Origin of the sequence: Streptomyces sp. KR80 (assembly GCF_052245555.1) — a bacterium.
Taxonomy (GTDB): domain Bacteria; phylum Actinomycetota; class Actinomycetes; order Streptomycetales; family Streptomycetaceae; genus Streptomyces.
The window spans coordinates 69,535-84,207 of record NZ_JBQQCD010000020.1; the positions used below are offsets into that span (position 1 = coordinate 69,535).

12 protein-coding genes and 1 tRNA gene are annotated in these 14,673 nt (G+C 70.3%); 4 read left to right on the plus strand and 9 right to left on the minus strand.

Going from position 1 to position 14,673, the window contains the following annotated elements; all coding sequences use genetic code 11:
- The first annotated feature begins 194 nt into the window (after positions 1–194).
- Positions 195–1,136: a hypothetical protein gene (locus ACTWQI_RS24495; RefSeq protein ID WP_443273834.1), complete on the plus strand. Its 942-nt coding sequence runs from the start codon at positions 195–197 to the stop codon at positions 1,134–1,136.
- 112 nt (positions 1,137–1,248) lie between these two features.
- Here ACTWQI_RS24495 and ACTWQI_RS24500 read toward each other — a convergent pair whose 3' ends face one another.
- The gene (locus tag ACTWQI_RS24500; protein WP_443273763.1) at positions 1,249–1,560 is read right to left on the minus strand and encodes a hypothetical protein; all 312 of its coding nucleotides are present in this window, start codon (positions 1,558–1,560) and stop codon (positions 1,249–1,251) included.
- A 122-nt stretch (positions 1,561–1,682) separates the two neighbouring features.
- On the opposite strand from ACTWQI_RS24500, the gene ACTWQI_RS24505 reads away from it, so the two are divergent.
- Positions 1,683–1,913: a DUF4287 domain-containing protein gene (locus ACTWQI_RS24505; protein WP_443273765.1), complete on the plus strand. Its 231-nt coding sequence runs from the start codon at positions 1,683–1,685 to the stop codon at positions 1,911–1,913.
- A gap of 100 nt (positions 1,914–2,013) precedes the next feature.
- Here the strand turns inward: ACTWQI_RS24505 and ACTWQI_RS24510 are convergent, their stop codons facing one another.
- Positions 2,014–2,865: a Bax inhibitor-1/YccA family protein gene (locus ACTWQI_RS24510; protein ID WP_443273767.1), complete on the minus strand. Its 852-nt coding sequence runs from the start codon at positions 2,863–2,865 to the stop codon at positions 2,014–2,016.
- Between the two features lie 194 nt (positions 2,866–3,059).
- A tRNA-Leu gene (locus ACTWQI_RS24515) sits at positions 3,060–3,142 on the minus strand.
- Between the two features lie 401 nt (positions 3,143–3,543).
- Between ACTWQI_RS24515 and ACTWQI_RS24520 the strand changes: the two genes are divergently transcribed.
- Both ACTWQI_RS24520 and ACTWQI_RS24525 read left to right on the plus strand, forming a co-directional pair.
- Positions 3,544–4,380, plus strand: coding sequence for an ABC transporter ATP-binding protein (locus tag ACTWQI_RS24520; protein WP_443273769.1), 837 nt, complete (start codon positions 3,544–3,546; stop codon positions 4,378–4,380).
- A gap of 136 nt (positions 4,381–4,516) precedes the next feature.
- Positions 4,517–7,069, plus strand: a complete 2,553-nt coding sequence (locus ACTWQI_RS24525; protein ID WP_443273771.1) for an ABC transporter permease — start codon at positions 4,517–4,519, stop codon at positions 7,067–7,069.
- A 134-nt stretch (positions 7,070–7,203) separates the two neighbouring features.
- On the opposite strand, the gene ACTWQI_RS24530 is transcribed toward ACTWQI_RS24525, so the two are convergent.
- The 6 genes from ACTWQI_RS24530 to eno form a co-directional block, all read right to left on the minus strand.
- Entirely contained in the window at positions 7,204–8,520 is a 1,317-nt protein-coding gene (locus tag ACTWQI_RS24530; RefSeq protein WP_443273773.1) for a class I SAM-dependent methyltransferase, read from the minus strand.
- Between the two features lie 574 nt (positions 8,521–9,094).
- Positions 9,095–10,495, minus strand: a complete 1,401-nt coding sequence (locus ACTWQI_RS24535; protein ID WP_443273774.1) for an NAD(P)/FAD-dependent oxidoreductase — start codon at positions 10,493–10,495, stop codon at positions 9,095–9,097.
- Positions 10,496–10,868: 373 nt separating this feature from the next.
- A complete protein-coding gene (locus tag ACTWQI_RS24540; RefSeq protein WP_443273775.1) occupies positions 10,869–11,849 on the minus strand; it encodes a Ppx/GppA phosphatase family protein in 981 nt (326 codons plus the stop codon).
- Complete coding sequence (locus ACTWQI_RS24545) at positions 11,846–12,412, minus strand: DUF501 domain-containing protein (RefSeq protein ID WP_443273777.1); 567 nt, start codon at positions 12,410–12,412, stop codon at positions 11,846–11,848. The genes ACTWQI_RS24540 and ACTWQI_RS24545 overlap by 4 nt, the downstream gene beginning before the upstream one ends.
- 108 nt (positions 12,413–12,520) lie before the next feature.
- Positions 12,521–12,946 (minus strand): FtsB family cell division protein, encoded by a 426-nt coding sequence (locus tag ACTWQI_RS24550; protein ID WP_443273836.1) that lies wholly within the window; start codon positions 12,944–12,946, stop codon positions 12,521–12,523.
- A 272-nt stretch (positions 12,947–13,218) separates the two neighbouring features.
- On the minus strand, positions 13,219–14,508 hold the full coding sequence (gene eno / locus ACTWQI_RS24555) for a phosphopyruvate hydratase (RefSeq protein ID WP_443273838.1): 1,290 nt from the start codon (positions 14,506–14,508) through the stop codon (positions 13,219–13,221).
- Positions 14,509–14,673 lie beyond the last annotated feature (165 nt).

Here is a 14,673-nt window from a genome sequence, read left to right on the forward strand (position 1 = left end):
GAATCTCCCCCAGGATGTGATGTACGTCCTGGGGGAGGTACATTTCACCAGGTCAGCAAGGTACGGGGAGAGTCCGCAGCCCCAGGGCCAACCTCTTTCGTGACGTTCTGCACTGACAACGAGAAGCGCCCCGGGACAACCTGAGGTAGGAATTCGGGGGATCCACGAACACCGGGAGTACGTCAGTGAGCGCCATGTCCGTCGTCCTGCTGCTGGCCGCCGTCGCCGCCACAGCCGTGGGCGCAGCCGCCCTGCACGCTGCTCATGGGTTGCGCAAGCAGCTCACCGCCCTGCGCGCCGAGGTCACCGCCTCGGCCCGGGCCGGAGCCGCAGCCGTACCGGCGCCCCGTACGACGCCGGCCGCCGAGATACGTGCCGCGGTCGCCGAAGCCCTCGCCGAGGAACGGGAGCGGGAGCTGGCGGAGGCCCGTGCCTTCTGGGCGGCTCAGGAGACCCGCGACGCCGGTGACGTACTTCCGCCGCCGGGCGGGCTCCCCGGGCTGGGCGAAGAGCCCTCGCTGTACCTGCCGCGCCAGGCGGACTTCGCCGGTCTGGAACCCCTGGTGGGCCCCGACCTCGCCGATATGGCCGACATGCCCGAGATCGCCGAGGTGATGGAGAGCATCGAGGCCGTCGACGCCGCGATCGACTCGCACGAGCAGGCCTCGGTCCAGGGACAGATCCAGGGACAGACTCAGGGGCCGGTTCAGGGACAGGGCCACCTGGGTCAGCCCGGCCCGGGTGCGGCGGAGGCCGGTGAGTCGCCCGAGCTGGCGGCCGCCCGCCGCCGCCACCCCTCGCACCCCGACTTCTCGCCCTCCCCCGCGCCTGCCGTCGGGGATCACGAGCGCACCGTCTCCCGGCTCGAGGAGCTGGCGGCCTGCGCCGTACCGCTGGCCGATGTGCGCCCCGGGCCACTCGGCACGCTCGATGTGTACGTCTTCGTGGACGGCACGACGGTGTGTATGACGCCCGGGCACCGTGAGACGGCGGAGCGGCTCGCGGGCGCCCTGCGTGCGGGTGTGGCGCCCGTGCTGCTGGGCGGCTCCGGCATCTCCGGCGCGTACGCCCTGACGTTCGCGTGCGGCGAGGAGAGCGTCTACGTCCTCGCGGACCGGGTCATCGCCTCGCTCTGACCGCCCTGGCCCCTCGGAGACCGCCCCGGCCTGCCTCATCGCCGGACGAACCGCCCGGACCAACGTGCCACCCGCCCGTTTGTGGACGAATTGCCCGGTTCTCGGTGGGGCTCTACATCCGCCGGGCAGCTTCCTCGACGAGCGTCACGGCCTCCGCCAGTTCACCCGCGGAGGCGTTTCGCAACGCTTCGGCCAAATCGTGTCCCGCGACGGCCACCTGGTCCGCCACCGCGAACATGCCCGCGTCGGGCATGGGGCTCGGCTCCCGGTCCGGGAACTCGATGCGCTGGGCCCGAGCCGCCAATTCCCGGGCCAGCGCCAAGCCTTCCGCCGCCGCGCCGCGCTGCAGCCTGCTCTGCGGCGCGGCCCGCAGCCGGTCGACGAGGTGGTCCACGGCGGTCACCAAAGGCGTCACATCCAGCACGGCGCGAGCCTATGCGTCACCCCCTGCCTGTTGCCAACAAGCGAACACTCAGGCACCGTGGCGTGAAGGACTCATCCTGGACCACGACAGTGGACCGGCTATGCACGCGTCCGGAGGCGCCGATGTCCCAAGTCTTCTCCGAAGAGACCCACCGGAACCTGCTCTCCCGTATCCCTCAGTGCACCGGCCGTGAGATCTCCGAGTGGCTGCGCACCGTCGACGAAGGACCCGCCCTCTTCCGCTTCGAGGAGAAAGTCAACTGGCTGCGCGGCGCTCATAATCTCGCCTACGGCCACGCAAAAGCGATCATTCATGAGCACGATCTGAGGCGGGCCGCACGCAAGTTGCTGTAGCGGCGGCAACGCGCACCACCACCACGCGAGCGAGAAGGCCGAAGGGCCCGGAGGCGGCGCGCCTCCGGGCCCTTCGCGGTGTCCTCAGGACGACCGCGGTTCAGTCACCGCGCAGGATCGAGATCAGGCGCAGCAGTTCCAGGTAGATCCACACCAGCGTCATGGTGAGGCCGAAGGCCGCCAGCCAGGACTCATCGCGCGGGGCGCCGTAGGCGATGCCGTCCTCGACCTGCTTGAAGTCGAGCGCCAGGAAGCAGGCACCGAGGATGACGCCGACGACACCGAAGAGGATGCCGAGACCACCGCTGCGGAAGCCGAGGCCGTCACCGCCACCGAAGGCCATGAACAGCAGGTTCACCGCAGTCAGCAGCACGAAGCCGATGGCCGCTGCCATCACATAACGGTAGAAACGCTGATTCACCCGGATAATCCGGGTCTTGTACGCAATCAGCACACCGACGAAGACCGCCATCGTGCCGAGCACCGCCTGCATCGGGGCGCCCTGGAGCCGCTCGTTGATGAAACCGCTCAGCGCACCGAGGAAGAGACCCTCGAAGGCGGCGTACGCCAGGATCAGCGGCGGCGAGGGCTTGCGCTTGAACGCCTGGACCAGGCCGAGCACCATCGCGACCAGACCGGCGCCGATGGCGAGCGGCAGCGGGAGTTCCAGGATCCATGCGAGCGCCGCACCGACGACGACGGTGCCGAGCGTGATGCCCGTCCGCATGACGACGTCGTCCATCGTCATCCGGTCGGCCTGCGGCGGCGCGAACGGCGGCGCACCCTGCGCGTACGGGTCCGTGGGTTGGGCGTACGGGTTGCCGGTGGTGGCGTACGGGTTACCCTGCTGGGCTGCGGCGGGGCCCCCGGCCTGCGGCGCCGCGTTGAAGCCCGCGAAGCCGTTGTCGCGGCTGAATCCCCGTCGCGAGAAGACCGGGTTGCTGCTCCTCATCTCACTCCTCCATGGCCGCCCTGCGCGACCTTGCCACAAGAGTAAGGGGTGAGCAAAAGAAAGCACCCTAGTGCCTGAGGAGGATCTTTCAGGAGGAAGAGGCGAGGAGACGAGGAGAGGAGTGCCGACGCCGAGCGCCCCGGCACCCCTCGCCACGAGGCGGGTACGAAGGGTGCGCCCCGAGGAACGAGAGGTGCCCGGAGCCGGACTTGAACCGGCACGGCCCTATGGGCCAGTGAGGTTTAAGCTCACCGTGTCTGCATTCCACCATCCGGGCAGGGGTTCCCAGACCGTCCGGACGGCTCACGGTCCTCCCCAGGGCGCAAGCCGAGCCTATCCGGGCCCGTCCCCCGAACAGCGCAGCAACAGACCGAGGTTGTCTGATTTTATTGCCGCCTGAGGGGGCGTCAGTGTGCTCCGACTGCGGTGGACACGTGCCCGGGCCGGTGAATCTCGGTCACCCATTCGGCACGGGATTGACGGAAAATGGCCGCACGCCTCAGGGCAGGCCCTAGGGGTGGGCCGGGTGGCGCCGTCATCCCCGGGGAGGACCCGGCGTCGGCTCGGTACCTCCCAGGACTGCCCCAGGAACCAGAACTGAGGCGGATTCCCGCGGGCGACGAGGCCAGGACGATGGATGCGTCCAACAGCTCGACGCCCCGACAGGAGACCTGACCCGTGACCACCACCCACTACGGCGTCCCGACCACCACCTACGCCACCGGCGTGGCCGCCCGCGCCACCAACCTGACGAAGGTGTACGGCCAGGGCGAGACCCAGGTGGTCGCCCTGGACGGCGTCTCCGTCGAGTTCCGCCGGGCCGAGTTCACCGCGATCATGGGCCCCTCGGGCTCCGGCAAGTCGACCCTGATGCACTGTGTCGCGGGCCTGGACTCGATCTCCTCCGGCTCCGCGCGTATCGGCGACACGGAGTTGACGGCTCTGAAGGACAAGCAACTGACCCGGCTGCGCCGCGACAAAATCGGCTTCGTCTTCCAGGCCTTCAACCTGCTGCCGACCCTCAGCGCCCTGGAGAACATCACCCTCCCGTTGGACATCGCGGGCCGTAAGCCCGACAAGGCGTGGCTCACCACGGTCGTGGAGACCGTGGGCCTGGCGGGGCGGCTGACGCACCGGCCGAGCGAGTTGTCCGGCGGTCAGCAGCAGCGGGTGGCCGTCGCCCGAGCGCTGGCCGCCAAGCCGGAGATCATCTTCGCCGACGAGCCGACCGGCAACCTCGACTCCCGCTCCGGCGCCGAAGTCCTGGGCTTCCTCCGGAACTCCGTACGGGGGCTGGGCCAGACGGTGGTCATGGTCACCCACGACCCGGTCGCCGCGGCGTACGCGGACCGCGTCGTCTTCCTGGCCGACGGTCGGATCGTTGACGAGCTGTACGAGCCCTCGGCTGACGCCGTGCTGGACCGTATGCGGAGTCTTCCCGGAGGCCGGCCCACGGCGGCCGGCGCCGCGCGCCCCAAGGCCTCCGGTCTCCACGCCACGGGCCGCACCAGCTGACGCGCGGCTCCGCCGCCTTCCCCACCGACGACCGCCTCGCGGCGGGCAGCCGCCCCTCGAGCCGACCGACCCTTCGCCCCGCGCCCCGGCGCGCCCGGACACGGGGCCCGCAGGGCATCTTCCTCAGGAATTGAGAATGTTCCGAACTGCCGTACGCAACGTACTCGCGCACAAGGCCAGACTGCTGATGACCGTGCTCGCCGTCATGCTCGGCGTCGCCTTCGTCTCCGGCACCCTGGTCTTCACCGACACCCTCGGCGACGCCTTCAAGAACAAGTCCGCCAAGAGCTTCGCGGGCGTCTCCGTCGCCATTCGCCCCACGGACTCCTCGGGCCCGTCCTCCGGCGACAGCTCCACTCAGGAGCCGAAACAGGACCCGAAACTCACGGACTCTCTGCTGAAGACCGTTCAGGCGCTGCCCAGCGCCGAGTCCGCGACCGGCGTCGTCTCCGGCTTCACCGCCCTCGCCGACAAGGACGGCAAACTCGTCGGCCAAGGCTGGGGCACCACCGGCGGCAACCACTTCCCCGGCCCCGACGGCAAGGACGCCCGCTACCGCTTCACCGACGGTCGCGCGCCCACGTCCTCCCGCGAGATAGCCGTGGACAGCCGGACAGCCGAGCGCACCGGCTACCGGGTCGGCGACACCGCTCGAGTGTCCACCGACGGCCCGGTGATGCGGCAGACGATCTCCGGCGTCTTCGACACCGACGACGGCAGTGTCGCCGCGGGCGGCAGCCTCGTACTGTTCGACAACGCCACGGCCCGCAAAGTGCTCGCGAAGACCGCTGAATACGACGAGATCACCGTCAAGGCCGACGCCGGCACCTCCGAGGCCACCCTCAAGGCCGAGGTCGAGAAGGTCCTTCCGAAGGGCACCGAGGCCACCACCGGCAAGGTCCTCGCCGCCGAGCAGGAAGAGATCATCGCCTTGCAGACCAGGTCGATGAGCGAGGGACTGCTCTACTTCGCGGGTATCTCCCTCTTCGTCGGTGTCTTCATCATCGCCAACACCTTCACCATGCTGGTCTCCCAGCGCACCAAGGAGCTCGCGCTGCTGCGCGCGGTCGGCGCCTCCCGCCGCCAGGTGACGCGGTCCGTTCTCATCGAGGCGTTCCTGGTCGGCCTGGTGGCCGCGGTGGCCGGCTTCTTCCTGGGGCTCGGCATCGCCGTGGGCCTGCGCTCCCTGCTCAACTCGACGGGTGCCTCGCTGCCCGACGGCCCCCTCGTCATCACTCCCACGACCGGGGGGTACGCGCTGGTCGTCGGTGTCGTGGTCACCATGCTGGCCGCCTGGCTGCCGGGCCGCCGCGCCGCGAAGATCCCGCCGGTCGCGGCGATGAACAGCGTCCACGCCACACCGACCACCCGCAGCCTGGTCCTGCGCAACACCATCGGATCGCTGATCACCGCCGTCGGTGCGGCCCTGCTCTTCCTGGGAGTCGCCCAGGGCAAGGACGGTGGCACGCTCCTGGCGGGCGGCGCGGCGGTCATGCTCATCGGCGTCATCGTCCTGACCCCGTTGCTGTCCCGCCCGGTCATCGCGGCGGCGGCTCCGCTGCTGAGCCGGTTCGGCATCGCGGGCAAGCTGGCCCGGCTGAACGCGCTCCGCAACCCGCGCCGTACGGCCTCCACCGCCTCCGCCCTGATGATCGGGCTCACGCTGATCACCGCCATGACGGTGCTGGCGACCTCCATGCACCACACCGTCAACAAGATGACCGTGGACTCCCTCAAGGCGGACTACACGGTCGGCATGGCCAACTTCGCGCCTCTGTCGCCGGATGTGCACAAGAAGCTGGCGGCACTGCCCGAGGTCCAGGCGAGCAGCCCGCGACGCCTCGGCTTCGGCGAGATCGACGGCAGCCCCGAACCCATCTCCGGCGTCGACCCCAAGGCCATCGGCAAGCTGCTCAGCCCGGACTTCCGGAGCGGCTCGTTCCAGGGCCTGGCCGCCAAGGGCGCGCTCATCGACACGAAGACGGCCGAGCGGCAGGGGCTGAAGACGGGCGACACCTTCCGGGCGTCGTTCGACGACGGCAGGTCCGACACGCTGACGGTCTCCGGTATCTACGAGGCCAACGACGTGCTGAACGGTGTCTTCGTCTCCACGTCGGTGATCGACAAGCACCTCGACGAGATCAACGACCAGGAGGTGCTGGTGAAGATGAAGGACGGCGCCTCGGACGCGGCCGAGGACACCCTAGTCAAGGCCCTCGGCGGGAACCCGGCCATCAAGATCCAGGACAAGCAGGCCATCAGCGACGAGTTCGGCCAGGGCGTCAATCTGATGCTGAACATGCTGTACGGGCTGCTGGCGATGGCCGTGCTGATCGCGGTGCTCGGGGTGGTCAACACGCTGGCCATGTCGGTCTTCGAGCGGAAGCACGAGATCGGCATGTTGCGGGCGGTCGGCCTCGACCGAGCCAAGGTCAAGCGGATGGTCCGTCTGGAGTCGGTCGTGATCTCGCTGTTCGGCGCGGTGCTCGGCATCGGTCTCGGGATCTTCCTCGCCTGGGCGGCGGGGGCGTCCATATCCGAGCAGGTCACGACCTACGCGATGACGGTCCCGTACGACCGGATCGCGGTCTTCCTGGCACTCGCCGGAGTCGTCGGGGTGCTGGCCGCGCTGTGGCCCGCCCGCCGGGCGGCCGGGCTGAACGCTCTGGAGGCCATCAAGGCGGAGTAGCGCGGCTACGCACCGGGCCCGGCCCTCGGCTTCTGGCGGAGGCCGGGCCCGCCCGCGGCTTCAGCGCGGTCTCTTCCCGCCCATTCGGGTGGGAAATCCGCACACCGAAGCCGCGGGCAGGCGGTCGGCGGGCGTCAGGATCGCCAGTCCCTGCTGCGGAGAGGCATTCCGGCCGCGCCGGAATCCGGCGTGCGGACGGCCAGCACCTGGTTGACGCCGATCCGGTTGCGCTCGAAGGAAAGCGCGGACGCCGCCATGTAGAGCTTCCAGACGCGGGCCCGGCCGGGCGAGGTAAGGCGGACGGCCTGGGCCCAGTGCGCTTCGAGGTTCGCCACCCACTGACGGAGCGTCAGCGCGTAGTGCTCACGGATCGCCTCCACGTCCCGCACCTCGAACCCGGCCTCCTCCAGCAGCGAGACCGTGCTGCCGACCGGGGACAGCTCCCCGTCCGGGAAGACATACGCGTCGATGAACGCGTCGACGTGGTAGTTCTCCTCGTCCCGCTGGGGGCGGCGGGCGATCTGGTGGTTGAGCAGTCGGCCGCCCGGTTTCAGCAGGGTGCGCAGAATCTCGGCGTACTCCCGGTAGCGGGTGGAGCCGACGTGCTCCGCCATGCCGATCGAGGAGATCGCGTCGTACGGGCCGTCGGGGATGTCGCGGTAGTCCTGGACCCGGATCTCGACCTTGTCGGTCAGACCGGCGTCGGCGATCCGCTTCCGGGCGTAGGCGGCCTGTTCGGTGGAGAGGGTCACGCCCACGGCCCGCACACCGTACTCGCGCGCGGCGTGCAGAACCATCGAGCCCCAGCCGCAGCCGACGTCCAGCAGCCGGTCCTCCGGCTTCAGGGCGAGTTTGCGGCAAATCAGGTCGAGCTTGGCGCGCTGCGCCTCCTCGAGGGTCGCGCCCTCGTCCCAGTAGGCGCAGGAGTAGACCACGGACGGGCCCAGCACCGCCTCGTAGAAGTCGTTGCCCACGTCGTAGTGGTGACTGATCGCGGCCTTGTCGCGGCGCGGGCTGTGGAGTACACCGCGGCGCCGGCGCACCTCCTCGCGGGGCGGTGGCGGTGGGAGGCCGGGCCCGGCGAGGGCGACGAGTTCGCGAACGGCCGCCCGCAGATCGGGGTCGCGGAGGGCGGCAGCCAGGCCGAGGGCACTGCGCACCGGGCCGTCGGCGGAGCCGGGGGCGCGCTCCCAGAGCACGCCCGCGAGGCGGTCGAGCGCCTCGTAGAGGTCGCCGTCGACCTCGATATCGCCGGCGACCCAGCCACGGACGAGACCGAGTTCGCCGGGCCGCCACAGCAGGCGGCGCAGCGCACGCCGGTGGCGCACGACGAGGGCGGGGGCGCCGGGAGGGCCGGCCTCGCTGCCGTCCCAGGCGCGGATACGGACCGGGAGCGGAGCTCCCAGGAGTTCCTCGGCAAGAGCGGTGAGCCGCCGTGCGGCATCGGCCATTTCGTACACCTCCGAAAGGCGGCGGATTCGATGGGAGGACCCTCCTACGTAACCCAACGAACTCGCGTCGCAGTCCAGTTGTCAGGTAAGAGAAGGGTAAAACCCGTAATATCCATACGCAGCGAGACGCGGCCAAAACCCCGGAACGCCCGAAAGAGACCCCCCTCGCCGGGGAGGCGGCTCCGCGCCGCCAGCGACCCGCCGCGGGTGGGTACGCCCTCGCCATGGGTGGGTCGGGGCCGCGCCGCCAGCGCCAACCACGGGTGTGGGCATTCGTTCCTCCCCCAGCTATCGCTGGGCGGTGCCCCCAGGCTGGGGGCACCCCCAGCGGTAGTCCCCCTGGGCCTAACGGCCCGGGAGGTGCCCCCGGGGGAGGGTGGGCACACCGACCCGCAGACGGCAACGGCGCAAGACCCCGGCGGTCCCCGCCACTGCGGCCACCGGTTGGCAGGCGTGGGCACGAACCGGCTGCCGGGCAATTCCGGGTGGTGGGCGTCGGAGACGCCGAAAGGGCGCCCGCACCACGGATGGCGGGCGCCCTTTCGGGATCAGTTGTGCGTGGCGGACCGTCAGGTCAGCTCGCCTTGGCCTTCTCCGACCTGTCGATCTTGTCGGCCGGGAAGCCGGGCTGGCCCTGTGCAGCAGGGGCCTCGACCGGGCGGGCGGCCTCGGAGAACTCCTCGCGGGGGCTCTGCATCGCACTGAGCGAGACGACCTCGCGCTTGAGCAGCAGCGCCAGCGTCCAGTCGGCGAAGACCCGGATCTTGCGGTTCCAGGTCGGCACGGCCAGGCCGTGGTACGTGCGGTGCATGTACCACGCGAGCCGGCCCTTGAGCTTGATCTTCGCCTTCCCGATGACGATCATCGCGACGCCCTTGCGGAGGCCGAGACCGGCGACCGCGCCCTTGTTGGCGTGCTTGTAGTCCTGCTGCGGGAAGCCGCGCAGAGCGGAGATCACGTTGTCGCCGAGCACCTTGGCCTGGCGCAGTGCGTGTTGGGCGTTCGGCGGGCACCACTTGCCCTCGCCCGCGGCGAGGTCCGGGATCTGGGCGTTGTCGCCCGCGGCCCAGATGTAGTCCGTGCCCTTGACCTGAAGGCTGGGGGTGGCGTCCACGTGGCCGCGCGGGCCGAGCGGCAGGCCGAACTGAGCCAGCGCCGGGTTCGGCTTGACGCCCGCGGTCCACACGATCGTGTTGGAGTCGACCTCGAGACCGTTCCCGAGCACCACATGACCGCCGACGCAGGAGTCCATCGCCGTGTTGAGGTAGATCTCGATGCCGCGCTTGCGGAGGTGCTCCTCCCCCCACTTGCCCAGCTCGGGCCCGACTTCGGGGAGGATCCGGTCGGCGACGTCGACGAGGATGAAGCGCATGTCCTGGCGCTTGACGTTCGTGTAGTACTTCGCGGCGTCGCGCGCCATGTCCTCGACCTCGCCGATGGTCTCCGCACCGGCGAAGCCGCCGCCCACGAAGACGAACGTCAGGGCCCTGCGGCGGACGTTCTCATCGGTCGTCGAGTCGGCCTTGTCCAGCTGCTCCAGGACGTGGTTACGAAGGCCGATGGCCTCCTCGACGCCCTTCATGCCGATGCCCTGCTCGGCCAGGCCGGGTATGGGGAAGGTGCGGGAGACCGCACCGAGGGCGACGACCAGGTAGTCGAACGGGAGCTCGTACGACTCGCCCACGAGCGGCGCGATCGTGGCGACCTTGCGGTCCTGGTCGATGGTGGAGACGCGGCCGGTGAGGACCTCCGCCTTGGGGAGCACGCGCCGCAGGGGGACAACGACGTGGCGAGGGGAGATGCTGCCGGCGGCAGCTTCGGGGAGGAAGGGCTGATACGTCATGTACGAGCGCGGATCGACGACCGTGACGGTCGCCTCGCCGTACCGCATCCGCTTCAGGATGCGGCGCGCCGCGTACAGGCCTACGTACCCACCGCCCACTACGAGGATCCTGGGACGCTCCGTGGTGCTCATGATTCGAGTATCCAGCACCCCCCAGGGGGGTGCTCGTGAGCCCCTTCACAAGCACCCTCGCTCCTTCTGCTACACTCCGCCGCCGCCGTGACCGAGGCCATAGCGGGGAGAGGGAACCACGGTGTAGAGCGGCTCGTTGAGCACGGCCCTGAACTGGACTTGTGGCCGTCCATACGAGTGGACCACAAGCCCTGTACGCACAGCGGCAACACGCACGAAACGGGCCCGTCCCTGCGATTGAGCGGTCGGACGGGCCGTTTATCCGGGCTTTACGGGCCTCCGGTGCGGCTCATGGCCCACTTTTTCATGTGAAGGATTTCACGAAGTTTCTTCGGCCGACTCGTCGGACCCGGCCCTGTGCGATGGACCGGGCTCAGGCACGCGTGTCCTCTGCCGCTCGGTAGGCGATGCCGTCGAGGATGTCGTGCTCGCTGACGACCACGTCCCGGGCCCCTGCCCGCTCCATGATCGACAACAGCACGAGGGCTCCCGCGCCGATCACATCGACCCGCCCGGGGTGCATCACGGGAATGGCGGCGCGCTCGGCGTGAGTCGACGTCAGCAGCGAGCCGGTGATCTCCCGGACCTGGTCGAGCGAGATGCGCGCATGGTGAATGGCGGAGGAGTCGTAGGCGGAGAGCCCGAGTGCGACGCCGGCGACGGTCGTGACGGACCCGGCCAGCCCGACGAGCGTCCGCGCTTCGGCCAGTGGGACCGTCTCCTCCGCGAGGTCCAGGGCGGCGGAGATGTCCGCCTTCATGGCGGTGACCTGTTCGGGGGTCGGGGGGTCGCTGACGTGGCCGTCCCGGATCAGATGACGCTCCGTCAGGCGCACACAGCCGACGTCGACGGAGCGCGCGGCGCGCACATGCTCGTCGCCGAGCACGAACTCCGTCGACCCGCCACCGATGTCGACGACGAGACAGGGCCGGTCGATGTCGTCCCGCCCCGCCAGCGACCTGGTGGCGCCGACGAAGGAGAACTCCGCCTCCTGGTCACCGCTGATCACCTCGGGCTCGACGCCGAGGATGTCGACCACGCCGCGGACGAACTCCTCGCGGTTCTCGGCGTCGCGGGTGGCGGAGGTGGCGACGAAGCGAACGGTGCGGGCGCCCAGTTCGCGGATCACCTCGGCGTACTCGCGACAGGCGGCGAAGGTCCGCTCCAGTGCCTCGGGCGCGAGCCGGCCCGTACGGTCGACGCCCTGGCCGAGCCGGACGATCGTCATCCGCCGATCGAGCTCTTTGAGGTCGCCGGTTCGCGCAGCGCCGGACATGCGGTCGGGCCGGGTGACATCGGCGACGAGCAGGCGGATCGAATTCGTACCGCAGTCGACGGCGGCCACGCGGGTCATCGGGCTTCTCCTTCTGGTCCGTTCGGCCCACCCGGTCCGTCCGGCACGCCGCACGGCGACACGCAGGGCCCCTTGCGCCACCACTCCGGGAGCATCGCGATGGCCTCGTCGCCCAGCGGGTTCACCCCGGGGCCCGCGGCCAGGGAGTGCCCGACGAGGACGTGCAGGCACTTCACCCGGTCCGGCATGCCGCCCGCGCTGGGGAACCCCTCCAGGACCTCGATCGCGTCGCGGCGCCGGATGTAGTCCTCGTGCGCTGCCCGGTACGCGGCGGCCAGTTCCGGGTTCTCGCGGAGCCGGGCCGTCATCTCCTTCATCACGCCGTCGGCCTCCAGGGTTCCGATGGCGGAGGCGGCCCGCGGGCACGTCAGGTAGTAGAGCGTCGGGAACGGCGTACCGTCGGCCAGGCGCGGCGCGGTCTCCACGACGTCGGGCAGCCCGCACGGGCAGCGGTGCGCGATGGCGCGCAGGCCGCGCGGCACGCGGCCGAGCTGCTCGCCGACGGCGGTGACGTCGGTCTCCGTCGGCGGGGTGGGGTCGGTGTGCGGGGGCGGGGTTTCCATGCCGGACAGCGCTTCTTCTCGGTCGGTTCGGAGTCGGACGGTGGTCGGCGGTACAGGGCGGGTCACGCCGGACGGCGGAGCGGCCGGTCGCGTACCCGGGTGGTGTGCTCAGGTGCGGGCGTCGACGCTGTCGAGGCCTTCCCACAGGTCGGTGTACCAGGGGCGGTCAGCCTCGCCCTCGTCCTTCGGGGGGCTGTCGTCGTAGCCGGTGCCGTCCACCACGGTGTACGCCACCTCGCCCGGGCGGACGTAGTGCAGATGCTCGCGCGCCTGCCGCTCGACGTACGCAGGGTCCTGCCAGCGGGCCCTTTCGTCGCGCAGCTTCTCGACCGCCCTGCGCGCTTGCTCGGCCTGACGCTGCTGCTCGGCGATCTGGGAACGTTGTGAGACCCACTGGCGCATGGGGTAGGCGAGGGCGACGACGAGCGAGCAGACGACGAGCGCGAGCAGCGCGGCGCGGCCGGTGAGCCTGCTGCGGCGCGGGACCCTTCGGGCCTGGGCCCGGTACACCCGGGCGGCCGCCTGCTCGCCCAGCGCTCTGAGCCGGGTCGCGGTGGAGAACCTTCCCCTGCCGTCACCGTGGGGGTCCCCCCGGCGGTAGGCCCCTGGCCTGCGGCATGGGGAACCCCAGGGGGAGAGGCTCCGGTCCCGATCTCGCGCGGCCACGTCGCCTCCCCTTGCTCTGCCTGCTCTGCGCACATACGTCCCCGGACACGGTACGGGACCGCGGCCGGGGACGTACGGACGACGGGCTGAGGAGCCGGCTCAGCCCTCGCCGCCGTGACGGGTCCGCATTGCGGCTGTGCTCACTCGGAGCGGAACCGGGGGAACGCGGAGCGCCCCGCGTACACCGCCGCGTCGTCGAGGATCTCCTCGATGCGCAGCAGCTGGTTGTACTTGGCGACCCGCTCGGAGCGGGCCGGGGCGCCGGTCTTGATCTGGCCGCAGTTGGTGGCGACGGCCAGGTCGGCGATGGTGACGTCCTCGGTCTCGCCCGAGCGGTGGGACATCATGCACTTGAAGCCGTTGCGCTGGGCCAGCTCGACGGCGTCGAGGGTCTCGGTCAGGGAGCCGATCTGGTTGACCTTGACCAGCAGGGCGTTGGCGGTGTTGTCGTCGATGCCGCGCTGCAGGCGCTCGGGGTTGGTGACGAAGAGGTCGTCGCCGACCAGCTGGACCTTGTCGCCGAGCTGCTCGGTGATGGTCTTCCAGCCGTCCCAGTCCTCCTCGTTCAGCGGGTCCTCGATGGAGACCAGCGGGTAGGCCTCGACCAGCTCGGCGTAGTACGCGGTCATCTCGGCGGCGCTGCGGCTCTTGCCCTCGAACTCGTAGGCGCCGTCCTTGTAGAACTCGGTGGCGGCGACGTCGAGCGCGAGCGCGATGTCCTGACCCGGCTGGTAACCGGCCTTCTTGATGGCCTCGACGATGAGGTCGAGGGCCTCGCGGTTGGAGTCCAGGTTCGGGGCGAAGCCGCCCTCGTCACCGAGGCCGGTGGACAGGCCCCGCTCCTTCAGCACGGACTTCAGGGTGTGGTAGACCTCGGCCCCCCAGCGCAGAGCCTCGGAGAAGGACTCCGCACCGATCGGCGCGATCATGAACTCCTGGATGTCCACGTTGGAGTCGGCGTGCGATCCGCCGTTCAGGATGTTCATCATCGGGACCGGCAGCAGATGGGCGTTGGGGCCGCCCAGGTAGCGGAAGAGCGGCAGATCCGAGGCCTCGGAGGCGGCGTGCGCCACGGCGAGCGAGACGCCGAGGATGGCGTTGGCGCCGAGCGAGGACTTGTCCGGGGTGGCGTCCAGGTCGAACATCGCCTGGTCGATCAGCCGCTGCTCGGTGGCGTCGTAACCGACGAGCTCCGGGCCGATCTGCTCGATGACGGCGAGTACGGCCTTCTCCACCCCCTTGCCGCCGTAGCGGCCCTTGTCACCGTCGCGGAGCTCGAGGGCCTCGAACGCACCGGTGGACGCACCGGAGGGAACGGCAGCACGGCCGGTGCTGCCGTCGTCGAGGCCGACCTCGACCTCGACCGTGGGGTTGCCTCGCGAGTCGAGGATTTCCCGGGCTACGACGACGTCGATGGACGGCACGAGCATCTCCTTCTGGATATGACGCTGGAACGCAGTGTCGGGGTGGCGCTGCGCCATGAGCCTAACCGGACCGCGGGCATCGGCCCGCCCCGGCGCCCGCCCGCCGAGACAAAAAGCCGCCGAAGGCCTGGTGAACGGCCCCCAGCTAACGCTGGGTGGGGGTACCCCCAG